We start from the raw sequence: 16,018 nt of genomic DNA on the forward strand, positions 1-16,018 counted from the left end.
TACAACTGTCTATTGTATTCCTTTACACGTCAAACTACTAGAAAAATGATTGTTTATTTTTTATTATCATTTAATGTAATTATTAACCTATATATTGATTTCTTATTTACCAAAATGTGTGTACTATTTTCACAAAACTACCAAAAATAAGTACACAAAAACGCCCACAACTGACGATTTCAAGCAGTAGTAAGCGTTTATAGTCAAACCATAAATCTTATTTATTGTGAATACAACAATTAAGTCACTTACGCAACACGTTAAGAGTGTGCGCTACCTCAAGCAACATTTAATGCGATTAAAAAACGCCTCATCACCAACCCAGCAAGTGGTTTGGTGATAAGACGTTTCTTTAATCGCTTAACTGCACGATTATTATTACTTAGCGTCTTCTTCCTTCATGCGCTTCTCCAATTCGTTAATGGAGTAAACACCGTCAGTTGAAGTTGCGCCAACTTCTTTAGGCTTGATCTTACGGTAGTCAGGCATCCCAGTACCAGCTGGAATGATCTTACCAATAATAACGTTTTCCTTCAGCCCAATCAGTGGATCATTCTTACCACGGATAGCAGCGTCAGTCAGGACACGAGTTGTTTCCTGGAATGATGCGGCAGATAAGAAACTGTTGGTTTCAAGGGCAGCCTTAGTGATACCTAAGATAACTGGCCGAGCAGTGGCAGGAATCCCACCAGAGATCAGAGTGTCGTAGTTATGATCCTTGAAGTCCTTAATATCCATCAGGGTCCCAGGCAAGACATCAGTGTCACCTGGATCCATGATCCGAACTTTCCGGAGCATTTGACGAACCATGATTTCAATATGCTTATCCAAGACGGCCACACCTTGCATCCGGTAAGTCTTTTGAACTTCTGAAAGCAAGTAGTTTTCGGTAGAAAGCACATCACGAACACGGATCAATTCCTTAGGATCAACAGACCCATCGTTCAATGCAGCACCACGGTGGACGAAGTCGCCTTCAGCAACCATGAGCTTTGCCGTAATTGGCAACGTGTATGAACGGGTATCTGCTTCACCCTTAATCGTGATTTCCTTAGTCCGTTCTGCAGGGTTTTCTTCGACTGATTCAACAGTCCCAGTCACCTCAGTGATCTCAGCTTTACCTTTAGGGTTCCGAGATTCAAAAATTTCTTGAACACGAGGTAACCCTTGGGTAATATCATCGTTCCCGGCAACACCACCGGTATGGAAGTTACGCATGGTTAATTGCGTCCCTGGTTCACCGATAGATTGTGCGGCAACGGTTCCGACTGCTTCACCGACTTCAACTTGATCACCGGTGGCAACGTTACGACCGTAACAACGTTCGCAGACACCATGGGCAGTGTTACAAGTAAAGACGGAACGAATGGTAATTGAATCGATACCGGCGTCAACAATGCGGTTCGCAATGTCTTCGTCGATCATCTTGTTAGCACCAATGATGACTTCGCCGGTCTTAGGATCATTGACAGTCTTCATCGTGTAACGACCCAATATCCGATCGTACAATGGTTCGATCATTTCGTTCCCATTCTTGATGGCACGAATGGTCAACCCACGATCAGTCCCACAGTCTTCTTCACGGACGATAACGTCTTGGGCAACATCGACCAAACGACGGGTTAAGTAACCTGAGTTGGCAGTCTTCAAGGCGGTATCGGTCATCCCTTTACGAGCACCATGGTCGAGATAAACATTTCCAAAACAGAGAGGCCTTCACGGAAGTTTGCGGTAATTGGCAGTTCCATGATCTCACCATTAGGCGCAGCATCATGCCACGCATCCCAGCAAGTTGCGTAAAGTTTGAAATGTTACCACGAGCACCAGAGTCACTCATCATAAAGATAGGGTTTTGACGCTCGAAATTGTTGGTCAGCTTGTCTTGCAGTTCATCCTTAGCATCGTTCCAGATTCCGATAACCCGTTCGTAACGTTCGTGGTCGGTGATTAACCCACGACGGAACTGTTTCGTAACGGTGGCCACTTGTTTGTGGGCGTCGTCAAGAATCTGAGGCTTTTCTGGCACTTCGGTAACATCGACGATCCCAACCGTTAAGCCGGATTGCGTCGATTCGTCGTACCCTAAGTCTTTCATGCGGTCAAGCAGTAATGACGTTTCAGTCACTTTGTACTGCTTGTAAACTTCAGCGATGATATCACTTAAGAAGCCCTTCTTGAATGGCAGAACAAGTTCTGCATTCTGTAAGTGTTCCTTGATATCTTCGCCGGGTTCCAGGAAGAAACTATCAGGCACGAAGCCGTTCAAGCTTGTGTTCGTTGGTTCGTTCAAGTATGGGAATGACTTTGGCAAAATGTTGTTGAAGATCAACTTCCCAACACTTGTAACCAAGATCTTTGACCGTTGTTCGTCGGTAAATGGCTTGTCTGGCATTGAGCTGGTCTGAACACCAACCCGACTGTGCCAGTGAACTAAGCCGTTCCGGTAAGCCAAAACAGCTTCGTCCAGGTCTTTAAAGACCATCCCTTCGCCTTCACGACCGGCTTCTTCCATGGTCAGGTAGTAGTTCCCGATAACCATATCTTGAGAAGGCGTCACAACGGGCTTCCCATCCTTAGGTGCCAAGATATGGTGAGCAGCAAGCATCAGCAACCGAGCTTCAGCTTGGGCTTCATCAGATAACGGCACATGGATGGCCATTTGATCGCCATCGAAATCGGCGTTGTAAGCTTCACAGGCCAGTGGGTGTAACCGCATGGCTTTACCAGAAACTAACACGGGTTCGAAGGCTTGAATTCCCAAACGGTGAAGTGTAGGTGCCCGGTTAAGGAGCACTGGGTGTTCCTTGATCACGTCGCCTAACACATCGTAAACATCGTCGTCTTCACGATCGATCTTCCGCTTAGCGTTCTTAATGTTAGAAGCTAACCCGCGGCTAACCAGTTCCTTCATGATAAATGGCTTGAATAATTCCATCGCCATTGGGACTGGCAAGCCCATTTGGTTCATCCGCAATGATGGGCCAACATCGATAACTGAACGACCGGAGTAGTCAACACGTTTCCCAAGCAAGTTCTGACGGAACCGTCCTTGCTTACCCTTCAACATGTGTGACAGCGACTTCAGTGGACGGTTACCTGGACCAGCAACTGGACGGCCACGACGACCGTTATCGATCAAGGCGTCAACGGCTTCTTGAAGCATCCGTTTTTCGTTTTGAACGATGATACCAGGTGCATGAAGGTCTAACAACCGCTTAAGACGGTTGTTACGGTTGATGACCCGACGATACAAATCGTTCAAGTCAGAAGTGGCGAAACGGCCACCTTCCAGTTGAACCATTGGCCGTAAGTCAGGTGGAATGACTGGAATGGTATCCATAACCATCCATTCCGGTGCGTTACCAGAAGTGACGAAGGCTTCCAAGATGTCCAAACGACGAACCGCACGGGTCCGCTTTTGGCCAGTAGCTTCCTTCAATTCTTCCTTTAATTCGGTAACTTCTTTTTCAAGGTCAACGTCGCGCAACAACTTCTTGATGGCTTCTGCACCCATCTCAGCTGTAAACCCGTTGCCGTATTCCAGTTTCTTATCACGATATTCACGTTCTGAAAGCAACTGCTTCTTTTCAAGTGGGGTGTTACCTGGTTCGATAACAACGTATGAAGCAAAGTAGATGATTTCTTCAAGTGACCGTGGGCTCATGTCAAGAACAATACCCATTCGGCTTGGAATCCCCTTGAAGTACCAAATGTGGGTAACTGGTGCAGCGAGTTCAATGTGACCCATCCGTTCACGACGGACCTTAGAACGGGTAACTTCGACACCACAACGGTCACAAACGACACCCTTATACCGGATCCGTTTGTACTTCCCGCAGGCACATTCCCAGTCTTTGGTTGGGCCGAAGATTCGTTCATCGAACAACCCATCCTTTTCTGGTTTCAAAGTTCGGTAGTTGATGGTTTCAGGCTTCTTAACTTCACCGTATGACCAGCTCCGAATTTTATCAGGAGATGCAAGACCAATCTGCATACTCTCGAATTTATTAACATCGACCAAAGGACTGACGACCTCCTTTATTAATCTTTAGCGTTTGAGTTAGCTTCATCGGTTGTCTTAGCAGTCTTAGCCGGTGTATCAGCTGTCTTTGCGGCTGCTTCTTTTTGTTGTTCTGCGTACTTGCTTAGGGCATCAACGTTGACAACATCGTCGTCTTCGTCATCCATGTCACGCAGTTCAATTTCTTGTTTATCAGAACCAAGGACCTTCATATCAAGACCAAGTGCTTGGAGTTCTTTAACCAGCACACGGAATGATTCAGGCACACCTGGCTTAGGAATTGGTTCACCCTTAACGATGGCTTCGTACGTCTTAACACGACCAACAACGTCATCTGACTTGTAAGTCAAGATTTCTTGCAGCGTGTAAGCAGCACCATAAGCTTCAAAGGCCCAAACTTCCATTTCACCAAACCGTTGGCCACCAAATTGGGCTTTCCCACCAAGTGGTTGTTGGGTAACTAATGAGTATGGTCCGATTGAACGCGCATGGATCTTATCGTCAACCATGTGGGCAAGTTTCATATAGTGCATAACACCAACGGCAACCCGCTTATCAAACGGTTCACCGGTCCGACCATCATAAAGAACAGTCTTGGCATCATCAGCCATACCGGCTTCCTTAACAGCATCCCAGATATCTTCATCACGGGCACCATCAAAGACAGGGGTTGAAACGTGAATGCCTAACTTACGAGCAGCCATCCCCAAGTGAATTTCGAGCACTTGCCCGATGTTCATCCGAGAAGGCACACCCATTGGGCTCAGCATAATATCAATTGGGGTCCCATCAGGCATGTAAGGCATGTCTTCTTGTGGGATCACGATTGAAACAGTCCCCTTGTTCCCATGACGGCCGGCCATCTTGTCACCCACTTGGAGCTTACGCTTCTGAGCGATGTAGACCCGAACCATCATGTTAACGCCTGGTGATAACTCATCCCCGTTTTCACGAGTAAAGATCCGGACGTTCTGGATGATCCCGCCGCCACCATGAGGCACCTTAAGTGATGTATCCCGAACTTCACGGGCTTTTTCACCAAAGATGGCATGGAGCAACCGTTCCTCGGCTGACAGTTCAGTGACACCCTTAGGCGTTACTTTACCAACCAGGATGTCACCATCATGCACTTCAGCACCGATACGGATAATCCTTCTTCATCCAAGTTCTTCAAAGCGTCTTCACCGACGTTAGGAATTTCACGGGTCATTTCTTCCGGTCCAAGCTTGTTGTCACGTGCTTCTGATTCATATTCTTCAATATGAATAGACGTGTAGACATCATCCTTAACCAGACGTTCGTTGATGGCGATCGCATCTTCGAAGTTGTACCCTTGCCAAGTCATGAAGGCAACAAGTGGGTTTTGCCCAAGGGCTAACTCCCCGTTTTCCATGGCTGGGCCATCAGCTAACACTTCGTCAGTATCAACGTGGTCGCCCACCTTAACAATTGGCCGTTGGTTGTAGTTCTTACCACCGTTTGACCGTTGGAACTTCATTAATTTGTAAGTGTCTAAGGCACCGTCTTCACGACGAACGCGAATTTCGTTGGCATCAACGTATTCAACGCTCCCATCGTGCTTACTGATCAGCGCAACACCAGAGTCATGGGCAGCCTTGTATTCGATCCCAGTCCCAACAAGTGGTGAGTGAGGATCCAATAAAGGAACGGCCTGACGCATCATGTTCGCACCCATCAAGGCACGGTTAGAGTCATCGTTTTCCAAGAAAGGAATGCAGGCAGTGGCAACAGAAACAACTTGCTTAGGTGAAACGTCCATGTAATCGACGTTTTCGATCCCAGTTTCAATGTTTTCTGACTTCGCACGGGCCATAACAAGGTCGTTCACAAACGAGCCATCATCGTTCAATGGTGAGTTTGCTTGCGCAACAACGAAGTTATCTTCTTCATCAGCAGTCAGGTAATCGATCTTATCGGTAACCTTATGCGTATCCCAGCTCACACGACGGTATGGTGTTTCAATGAACCCATACTTGTTGATGCGGGCGTAAGATGACAGACTGTTGATCAACCAATGTTAGGACCTTCAGGCGTTTCGATTGGGCACATCCGACCATAGTGGGTATAGTGCACGTCACGAACTTCATAACCGGCACGGTCACGCGTCAAACCACCAGGGCCAAGGGCTGATAAACGACGCTTATGCGTTAATTCACCCAGTGGGTTGGTTTGATCCATGAATTGTGACAGTTGTGATGACCCAAAGAATTCTTTAATGGAAGCAACAACTGGCCGAATGTTGATCAGTTGTTGTGGTGTAACGGTTGCGGCGTCTTGAATCGACATCCGTTCGCGAACAACACGTTCCATCCGTGATAGCCCAATTCGGAACTGGTTCTGCAGGAGTTCACCCACGGAACGAATCCGACGGTTACCCAAGTGGTCGATATCATCGGTCGACCCAACGCCTTCTTGTAAGTTAAAGAAGTAGTTGACCGAAGCCAAGATATCAGCCGGTGTAATATGCTTATATTTAAGATCAATATGACCGTTACCGATCACAGGTAATTCACGTTCTGGATCATCTGGAGATTGGACCTTGATGATCTGTAACGTGACTGGTTCAGTAACAACCGCTTCATCTGAAGGAGTGTAAGTAACCGTCTTAAAGTCTTCCCGTTCAAGATAAGGGGTTAAGGTATGCAAAACATCCTTATCGATCACGGTACCCTTAGCAGCCAAAACTTCACCAGTATCTGGATCAGCCAAGGTCTCAGCCAAGGTCAGGCCCAACAACCGGTTCTTCAACACGAGCTTCTTGTTGGTCTTGTAACGACCAACAGGTGCCATGTCATACCGCTTTGGGTCAAAGAAACGGGCAGTCAACAGACTACGTGATGAGTCCGCCGTCTTAGGTTCACCAGGACGTAGACGTTCGTAAATATCCTTCAATGATTCTTCAACACGAGAATCATCAGTGTTCTTGTGAACATCCTTTTCAAGGGTGGCCATTAAACTATCGTTGTCACCGTACATCTTAATAATTTCATCATCAGAACCGAAGCCCAATGCCCGAACAAGTTCAGTCATTGGAATCTTCCGTGTCCGGTCAATTCGAACGTACGAGAGGCCCTTAGCGTCGGTTTCGAACTCTAGCCAAGCACCCCGGTTAGGAATGACTGTGGCACCATAGACGGTTCGACCATTCTTGTCAGTTTCTTCATTGAAATAAACACCAGGGGAACGGACTAATTGTGAAACGATAACCCGTTCGGCACCATTGATAATAAACGTTCCTTGTTCAGTCATCAGTGGGAAGTCGCCAAAGAAAACATCCTGTGACTTAATTTCTCCTGATTCGTGGTTTGTTAACCGCAGCGTAACGTGCAGTGGTGCTGAGTAGTTTGCATCGTGTTCACGAGCTTCATCAACGGTATATTTAGGTTCAAGTAGTTGGTAATCAACGAACTCTAACGAAAGGTTTCCTTGGAAATCTTCGATTGGCATAATGTCATCGAACATATCGCGAAGGCCTTCATCAAGAAACCATTGGTACGAATTCTTTTGGATTTCGATCAAGTTAGGGAGATCCAAAACTTCCTTAATTCGTGCGTAGCTTCGACGGGTCCGGTGCTTGCCAAATTTAACCAAGTGTCCTGCCAAGTTGTTCACCTCTCCATTTTATTCAGCGAATCGAACCAAATATTACAGTTTCGTTACATTTTTGAAAAATGCGTCTGAAAACCGAATTTTTGGCAAAAAAAATCCAAAAGAAAGAGAATTTTCTTACTTTTGGTTTTTATGAGAACCGCTACGGACAATAGATCGCAACGGCTCATTTCAATTCACAGTTACATACTGAGAGCAGTATACCTATTTAGTTTTATGATGTCAAGCGTGGTTACTCGATCAGACCGTGTAGAATCAAATCGATCAACAAGTGGACGTGTTCCTCATCTGTCAATTTCTTACCACCCAGTCGATGGAACTTACTGAACAGCGGACTCAGACTTGTCATATAGAACTCGCCAGCTTCCTCGGGCGTGATGCCTGCCCGGAGCTTAACCTTAGGCGTGCTGAAGAAGGCAGCAATCGGTGCCAAATAATCGCGCCCAAAGACCATGCCAAGTTTTTGCATGTTCTCCGGTTTCAAGTACGCAAATGAGGAGTGAATGATCGTAAACACGTCCCGCGGATGGACATCGGTCAGCACCTGACTCATTTTTATCAAATGATCCTCTGGTGTTAGGTCCTGTCCCATCTCGTTCACAGCTGTCAGCCGCTCCCGAATCGTCTCCCCCACTGAGGTGATCACTTCAATAAAAATAACTTCCTTATCCGCAAAATGATGGTACAGGGCGGGTTGCGTAATCCCCACCGCCTTCGCAATGTCACGGGTCAAGGTGTCTTGATACCCCTTCGTCAGGAAAAGACGTTGTGCTTCATCTAAAATCGCACGGTGCGTTTTTTCTAATTGGACTTCTCGTTTCAAGATCAAGTTCCTTTCTGGTTAGCGCGTGCTGCACTGCTCTCTTATACCAATACATAATCTCACGTACGCCATATTTATCTATGTTACATTTTACGCTGAGTGATTTCATTTACGCAAGTCCTAAGATTTAACCTGATCTGAGCGGTGACCATGTTAAAGGACCACCTCCTTGCGGTTTCATCAGTAGTCTGCAAGCATCCTAGCGTCGCAAGCCCCGTTAATGAGACGTTAACGGCCACCCGAGCACCGTGAAACGTCACCGATATGAAACCAAATGCCAACAGAAAAAGGGATGGCATCACTTTCGATGTCATCCCTCATTTTAAGACTCATCATGACTGATTACTTACTAGCAACTGGTTCTGATGCGTCCTTCGTTTCTTTAGTCTTAATATCTTTCACGTTGATTGTAATCTTACCTTGACGGGCACCAAGTGTAACTTGGTTGCCAGCCTTGATCTCACCAGAGAGCAAGGATTCACTCAGACGGTCTTCAATCTCCGTTTGCAGTGCCCGCCGAATTGGTCGAGCACCATATTCTGGATCAAACCCCGCATTGGCAATCACATCAATGGCAGCTGGCGTAATCTTGACCCGAATGCCTTGTTCAGCAATTCGGTTAACGACTTGCTTAGCCATCAGCTTAACGATCTGGTGCAATTCGGCCTTCTTCAATGAGTGGAAGATGACAATTTCATCGATCCGGTTCAAGAATTCAGGACGGAATGCTTGTTTCAACGTTTCACGGATAGTGGCAGCCATTGCGTTGTAGTCCTCAGACTTGTCTTCAGCAGCAAACCCAACGGTCTTTTCATCACGTAACGTGGTGGCACCCAGGTTAGAGGTCATGATCATGATGGTGTTTCTGAAGTCCACTTTCCGACCTTTAGAGTCAGTTAGGTAGCCATCATCAAGCACCTGCAACAACAGATTAAAGACGTCTGGGTGGGCCTTTTCAACTTCATCAAAGAGCACAACGGAGTATGGCTTTTGACGGACCTTTTCAGTCAGTTGGCCACCCTCTTCATAACCGACATAACCAGGTGCTGACCCGATCAACCGACTAGTGGAGTACTTTTCCATGTATTCGGACATGTCGACCCGGATCATGTTGTCTTCAGAGCCAAACATTGCTTCGGCCAAGGCCTTAGCAAGTTCCGTCTTCCCAACACCAGTTGGGCCAAGGAACATAAATGAGCCAATTGGACGATTTGGGTCCTTCAGCCCAGAACGGGCACGCCGAATCGCACGAGAGACTGCTGAAACAGCTTCTTCTTGGCCTACGACCCGCTTGTGCAGGACGTTTTCCAGGTTGATCAACCGTTCTTGTTCCGTCCGTTGCAGTTGAGTGGTTGGCACGCCTGTCCACTCAGAAACAACTTCCGCAACATCTTCACCAGTCACGTTGAGGTCATAACGGTTCTCGCCCTCAGCATCCTTGGCTTCAGCGGCCTTCTGGTTCTTCTTTTCAAGCTTTTCACGCAGATCCAGTTCCTGAGTCCGCAACTGAGCAGCCTCTTCAAACCGTTGATCCAAGATTGCGGCTTCGCGCTGATCAGACAATTCTTCAAGCTTAGCTTCCTGAGTCGACCGCTTAGATGGTTTGTCCATCCGGCTGATGCGAACCTTGGCAGCCGCTTCATCCATCAAATCAATGGCCTTGTCTGGCAAGAACCGGTCTGTGATGTAGCGTGATGAGAGCTTAACGGCTTGTTCAACCGCGTCATCCGTAATGTTGGCGTGGTGGTGGTCCTCATAACGTGACCGCAAGCCCTTCAAGATCTCGATTGTTTCATCTTCAGTTGGTTCGTCAACTTGTACCGTTGCAAACCGTCGTTCCAATGCGGCATCAGATTCAATGTACTTTTGGTATTCATCCAACGTAGTGGCACCGATTGTTTGCAGTTCACCACGCGCAAGAGCCGGTTTCAAAATGTTTGACGCATCAATGGCACCTTCAGCGCCACCAGCACCAATCAGTGTGTGCAGTTCATCGATAAACAGGATAACCTGCCCATCGTTGTAAATTTCCTCAATAACCTTCTTCAGACGGTCTTCGAATTCACCACGGTACTTGGTGCCGGCAACCAGGGAGCCCATGTCAAGCGCCATCAGACGCTTATTTTGCATATCTTCCGGAACGTCCCCAGCAACAATGCGTTGGGCAAGGCCTTCAGCAATCGCTGTTTTACCAACACCAGGTTCACCGATCAAAACAGGGTTGTTCTTAGTCCGGCGTGACAAGATCTGGATAACTCGGCGAACTTCCTTGTTTCGGCCAACCGTTGGATCCATTTGGTCGTCCCGTGCCAATTGTGTCAGATCACGCGCTAACGAATCCAAAGTTGGCGTGCCGCCCTGTTGCTTTGCGCGGCCACGTTGGGCGCCGCGACGTTTGTCTTGCGTTTCGCTGACACCAAGCTTACGCATAATCACTTTGCGTGCCTGTGCCAGATCAATGTTTAAGTTCATTAGGATACGTGAGGATAAAATCGTTTCGTCACTTAAAAGTGCCAGCAGGATATGTTCTGTGCCAATCTTAGTTGACCCGATTCGCTTAGCTTCATCGCCAGCAACCGACAGCATGTCCTTGGCCTTTGGCGAGTATGGCAGATAAGTGTCCTTATCCACGTTGCCTAAAGTGCCATAACCTGTAAACCGTTCAATTTCTTCGCGCACATCGTCTTCACTAATGGAGAACTGTTGTAAGACCTTGTTTGCGATCCCGTTCTTCTCAATAGTGAGTGCTAAAAGTAAGTGTTCAGTACCAACCGCTTGGTGCTTAAAATACTTGGCTTGCTCCTGTGCCAATGCCAATACGCTCTTTGCACTTGGGGTAAAAAGATTGTCCATATCAATTCCTCACTTTCTTAGCTTTCGTAGCGCAGATGCTTTAAAATACTGACTAAGATCCGTGCCCGTAAGCCGTTTTCTTGTGCGCGGTTATCCATCTTCAAAGTGTCTTTACTAATAATCGTCAAAATGATATTGCTTCGCGTCTACCAATGACGTCACTTTCATAAAGTCCCTGTATTACAGCATAACCGTCTCGTTGACCAATTGAATCACCAATCGTTTCAATCAAAGAGTCGAGCACATCCGTATCATCCAAAAGATTGACTTTTTCGATCCGGATGTAGCCGCCACCCCCGCGTTTACTTTCTACCAAATAACCGTTCGATAATGTGAAGCGCGTCTTGATAACGTAATTAATCTGAGAAGGCACGACGTTAAAGAGATCGGCAACCTCAGATCGGCGAATTTCAACGTGCTCGGTGTCCGATAAGATCTGCTTTAAGTACTTTTCAATAATATCGGAGATGTTTTGATTTTGCACGCTTCTTCCCTCCATTCACCAACTCAACAATTTACTTTGACTAATGTTGACTTTCATTATACGAATCTTTGGTAAAAAAGCAAAGCATTATACTTTAATTATAACGATAAAACAGGCAAATTACTGATTTAAATGGGATTTCTTTAAATAATTTATTGAGACCCGCGCACAGAACTCAGACAATTGGGTCACACATGTCGACGTGAACTTCACTGCAGTCTCGACACCTAAAATGAAAAAGGTGAGACGGGCGCTTTAACCCTGATTACACCGGAACTCACGCCACGATGGCAGGTTTTAACAGTTGCGTTTCTTCCTATTAAAACCACCATCCCATTCACAAGCCGAAACAAAACGTCCCATCACAGACGACCCGCAGGTCATTCGTGATGAGACGTTAGTGTTTTGATCTTGTGAAACATGCGAAGCGGAAGACGGGATTCGAACCCGCGACCCCCACCATGGCAAGGTGATGTTCTACCACTGAACTACTTCCGCATCATGCCGACTAGAGGATTCGAACCTCCGACCTCCTCATTACTAGTGAGATGCTCTGCCAACTGAGCTAAGTCGCAATTGAAAAATTGCCTATCTGCCGTTTCAAATCAGCACTGCAATTACCAATAAAAAAGCGCCCGACTGGTGGCCAGACGCGGTAATCGTCTATCGGGAAAACAAGATTTGAACTTGCGACCCCCACGTCCCGAACGTGGTGCTCTACCAAGCTGAGCTACTTCCCGATTGCTGTTTAGAAACAACAAAATGCACCCAGTAGGAGTCGAACCTACAACCTTCTGATTCGTAGTCAGACACTCTATCCAATTGCGCTATGGGTGCATAATAACTATTAAATTGTGAAACAATGCCGAGGACCGGGATCGAACCGGTACGGTCATCACTGACCGCAGGATTTTAAGTCCTGTGCGTCTGCCAATTCCGCCACCCCGGCAGGAAAAAGACGCTCTAAAAGCGGAAGACGGGATTCGAACCCGCGACCCCCACCATGGCAAGGTGATGTTCTACCACTGAACTACTTCCGCACAATGCCGACTAGAGGATTCGAACCTCCGACCTCCTCATTACTAGTGAGATGCTCTGCCAACTGAGCTAAGTCGGCGAAAGTGAATTTACTATTCAATTTGATGCGGGTGAAGGGACTCGAACCCCCACGTCATAAGACACTAGAACCTAAATCTAGCGCGTCTGCCAGTTCCGCCACACCCGCGTGGTGTACCTGGATAATGAGCCGTGACAGGCTCGAACTGTCGACCCTCTGATTAAAAGTCAGATGCTCTACCAACTGAGCTAACGGCTCAAATGGAGGATACAGGGCTCGAACCTGTGACCCTCTGCTTGTAAGGCAGACGCTCTCCCAACTGAGCTAATCCTCCATAAAACGAATGGGATATCATGTGAAGCCGTTGCAGTCGACCTCGTCGAAACAACTATTTCATATTATCATCTCAAGTAATTGATGTCAACATCTTTTTTTGAGAAGGTTGAATAGTTATGCATCTCGAAACGTGTTCCTAATCAACTGCAAGAACTACTATACACTCCTTTTTTAAAAAAAGCTACCCCTTTTTCAAATTAAATTCATTTAATTGGGCGTAGGGATGACTCGTTTTCACCATCATTTCAATCGCTCAAAAACAAAAAGAACTCACCCACCCCACAAGGATGAATAAGTTCTCTTTTTTATCTCATAAACATGTATTTAGACTGGCTGGTTATGCACTAGTCTTCTTTTGTGATCTTAGTTTGACCACCCATGTAAGGTTGCAATGCTTCTGGAATATCAACCGTCCCATCAGCGTTTTGGTAGTTTTCCAAAACAGCGGCTACCGTTCGGCCAACAGCTAAACCAGAGCCGTTCAACGTGTGGACATACTGGAGCTTACCATTGTCGTCACGGTATTGAATGTGTGCCCGCCGTGCTTGGAAGTCGGTCGTGTTTGAGCAACTGGAAATTTCACGGTACCGGTCTTGGAATGGCAGCCAGACTTCAAGGTCATGGGTCATCGCAGCAGTAAAGCTCATGTCTCCCGTCGTCAAGGTGATAACGTGGTAGGCCAGACCGAGTTTTTGCAACAGTTCCTCAGCATGGGTCGTTAATGATTCCAGCTCGTTCCATGAGTCTTCCGGCTTCGTGAACTTCACCATTTCGACCTTGTTGAATTGGTGCAACCGGATCAGTCCACGGGTATCACGACCCGCACTCCCCGCTTCAGAACGGAAGGCAGGTGTCAAAGCAGTAAAGTAAACTGGCAATTTTTCGGTTGGAATCACTTCATCGCGATAGTAGTTGACCAGTGGGACTTCCGCCGTTGGAATCAACGTTTCGTCAGCTTCCTTCAACGAATAAACGTCTTCCTTAAACTTTGGGAACTGGCCCGTTCCGAACATGGACTCACTGTTGACCATGTACGGTGGTAAGACTTCAGTAAAGCCTGCCTTTTCGTTTTCATCCAGGAAGAAGTTGTAAATGGCCCGTTCCAACCGTGCCCTTGGCCGACATAGTACAGGAAACGACTACCAGATACCTTTGCGCCACGTTCAAAATCAAGAATGCCCAGGTCTTCACCGATCTCCCAATGGGACTTTGGTTTAAAGTCGGCAAACGTTGGAATCTCGCCCCACTTACGCAGTTCAACACTACCATCCTCTGTCAGTCCGACTGGAACTTCGTCATTCGGAATGTTTGGCAGCCGTGACGTCTTATCGGAAACGTCTTCGGCAATGGTAGTCAATTGTTCATCCAACGACTTAATGTCAGCGCTGACCTGTTTCATTTGCTCAATCTTATCGCTGGCGTCTTCCTTGTTGCGCTTTAACTGAGAAATTTCATCTGACACCGTGTTTCGGTTGGCCTTCATGGTCTCACTCTTCACGATGAGGTCACGTCGTTTCTGGTCTAAGGCCAGTAAGTCGTCGATCTCCTGCGCGTCAACACCACGGGTTGCCAACTTTTCCTTCACGAAATCCGTTTCAGTCCGGATCAACTTTAAATCAAGCATAATAGTACTTCTCCCTTCGTTATTGTACCGTCAAAAAAAGCCTCCGCCCCAAAAAATTGGGACGAAGACTTCGCGGTACCACCAAGTTTGCGGCCTCTGCCACACACTCTCATCGGTAACGGCGATCACCGTACAGGATTAACTGTCCGCTTTCGTGTGATGGAGTTTCGGTCAACGGCTCACAGCTCACACCGTCTCTCTGGAAGACCTACTAAAGTCACACTGCGTTTTGATTACTGTCACTATATTACGATATTTGACCCCTATTTACAAGTCACGTCACCGTAAACTTGATCACAGGCTTTTTATAGCGCGAGGGATGCCATTTTCTCATCGACAAGATCCAGCACTTTTTGTTGGGCATCCTGATCTTCAACGAAGTCCAATTCGTCTCCATTGATCATCATCTTAGGTGACTTATTGTAGTTGGCATACCAATCCACATAGCGTTCATCTAACTGCTTGTAGTAGTCGTAAAGGCTTGGGTCTTGTGCCACTTGCTCGTATGATCGGCCACGTTTCTTGATCCGGTTCAACATCGTATCAAACGAAATGTTGATGTGGATCAAAAGATCAGGGTTCTTTTTATGAACCGCATTCGGCAGTTCTTCCATCATGTTTTGAAGTAAGGAGTCATAAATGTCCACTTCAGTCTGTGTGGCCCGGCCCATATCAGCGTTGAGTTTAAACAGCAATGAGTCTTCAAAGATCGACCGGTCGAGCACCGTTTCGTCATCCTTAAAAGCCTGCTTAATGCTGTCCAACCGTTTGTTCAAGAAATAGATCTGTAACAAGAACCCATATTTCTTGGGGTCTTGATAAAACAACGGCAAAATTTCATTGTCCTCAACGGATTCGTAAAACGCCGGTTTGTTTAAATGGTCAGCCAGCAGGTTCGTTAAACTTGTCTTGCCGGCACCAATAGTTCCTGAAAGTACAATCATGGCTTAAAATTCTCCTTTAACCTTCAAAAGTCAGCACCACCCATTGTATCATCAGCCAGTGAAATGCAATATGTTGTGGCAAATTATTTCATAGACTTCGTGATCAGCATTCAATAGAAATTGTAACGATGGCTGTTTAATACCATTCTATCAGCATACTGCGGCATTTGATTCATCTGAGCTTAGTATGGCATTCAGGACAACAGAATGACATTCCAGTTTATCGTATTGAAAGTGCTGACTTGT

Annotated in this window: 3 protein-coding genes, 10 tRNA genes and 4 pseudogenes; all 17 read right to left on the reverse strand. The window is 46.6% G+C overall.

All coding sequences use genetic code 11. The features are described from left to right. Window positions 1-378 precede the first annotated feature (378 nt). A pseudogene (rpoC, locus tag JCM11969_RS05395) lies at window positions 379-4,021 on the reverse strand (DNA-directed RNA polymerase subunit beta'). 20 nt (window positions 4,022-4,041) lie between these two features. Then, window positions 4,042-7,645 (reverse strand): annotated as a pseudogene (gene rpoB / locus JCM11969_RS05400) (DNA-directed RNA polymerase subunit beta). A gap of 238 nt (window positions 7,646-7,883) precedes the next feature. After that, on the reverse strand, window positions 7,884-8,474 hold the full coding sequence (locus JCM11969_RS05405) for a TetR/AcrR family transcriptional regulator (protein ID WP_054709185.1): 591 nt from the start codon (window positions 8,472-8,474) through the stop codon (window positions 7,884-7,886). Between the two features lie 342 nt (window positions 8,475-8,816). Next, window positions 8,817-11,327 (reverse strand): ATP-dependent Clp protease ATP-binding subunit, encoded by a 2,511-nt coding sequence (locus JCM11969_RS05410; RefSeq protein ID WP_054709188.1) that lies wholly within the window; start codon window positions 11,325-11,327, stop codon window positions 8,817-8,819. 17 nt (window positions 11,328-11,344) lie between these two features. Further along, window positions 11,345-11,811: pseudogene (locus JCM11969_RS05415) on the reverse strand (CtsR family transcriptional regulator). Between the two features lie 426 nt (window positions 11,812-12,237). Then, a tRNA-Gly gene (locus tag JCM11969_RS05420) sits at window positions 12,238-12,309 on the reverse strand. Window positions 12,310-12,313: 4 nt separating this feature from the next. Continuing rightward, a tRNA-Thr gene (locus JCM11969_RS05425) sits at window positions 12,314-12,384 on the reverse strand. Between the two features lie 93 nt (window positions 12,385-12,477). Further along, window positions 12,478-12,551 (reverse strand) — tRNA-Pro (locus tag JCM11969_RS05430). Between the two features lie 23 nt (window positions 12,552-12,574). Continuing rightward, window positions 12,575-12,648: transfer RNA gene (locus JCM11969_RS05435), tRNA-Arg, on the reverse strand. Between the two features lie 26 nt (window positions 12,649-12,674). Further along, a tRNA-Leu gene (locus JCM11969_RS05440) sits at window positions 12,675-12,760 on the reverse strand. A 19-nt stretch (window positions 12,761-12,779) separates the two neighbouring features. Beyond that, window positions 12,780-12,851 (reverse strand) — tRNA-Gly (locus JCM11969_RS05445). Between the two features lie 4 nt (window positions 12,852-12,855). Continuing rightward, window positions 12,856-12,928 (reverse strand) — tRNA-Thr (locus tag JCM11969_RS05450). A 26-nt stretch (window positions 12,929-12,954) separates the two neighbouring features. Further along, window positions 12,955-13,036: transfer RNA gene (locus tag JCM11969_RS05455), tRNA-Leu, on the reverse strand. 17 nt (window positions 13,037-13,053) lie between these two features. Then, window positions 13,054-13,126, reverse strand: a tRNA-Lys gene (locus JCM11969_RS05460). Window positions 13,127-13,129: 3 nt separating this feature from the next. Then, a tRNA-Val gene (locus tag JCM11969_RS05465) sits at window positions 13,130-13,202 on the reverse strand. 346 nt (window positions 13,203-13,548) lie between these two features. After that, a pseudogene (gene serS / locus JCM11969_RS05470) lies at window positions 13,549-14,828 on the reverse strand (serine--tRNA ligase). A gap of 305 nt (window positions 14,829-15,133) precedes the next feature. Then, window positions 15,134-15,772 carry a deoxynucleoside kinase gene (locus JCM11969_RS05475; protein ID WP_054709191.1) on the reverse strand — a complete coding sequence of 213 codons (639 nt, stop codon included), beginning with the start codon at window positions 15,770-15,772 and terminating at the stop codon, window positions 15,134-15,136. Window positions 15,773-16,018: the final 246 nt, after the last annotated feature.

This window comes from Secundilactobacillus paracollinoides DSM 15502 = JCM 11969, from assembly GCF_001311135.1.
Lineage (GTDB): Bacteria > Bacillota > Bacilli > Lactobacillales > Lactobacillaceae > Secundilactobacillus > Secundilactobacillus paracollinoides.

Bases quoted from the DNA above. Each gene is read 5' to 3' on its own strand.
- JCM11969_RS05410 (WP_054709188.1), bottom strand. From the start codon at position 11,327: ATGGACAATCTTTTTACCCCAAGTGCAAAGAGCGTATTGGCATTGGCA.
- JCM11969_RS05475 (WP_054709191.1), bottom strand. From the start codon at position 15,772: ATGATTGTACTTTCAGGAACTATTGGTGCCGGCAAGACAAGTTTAACG.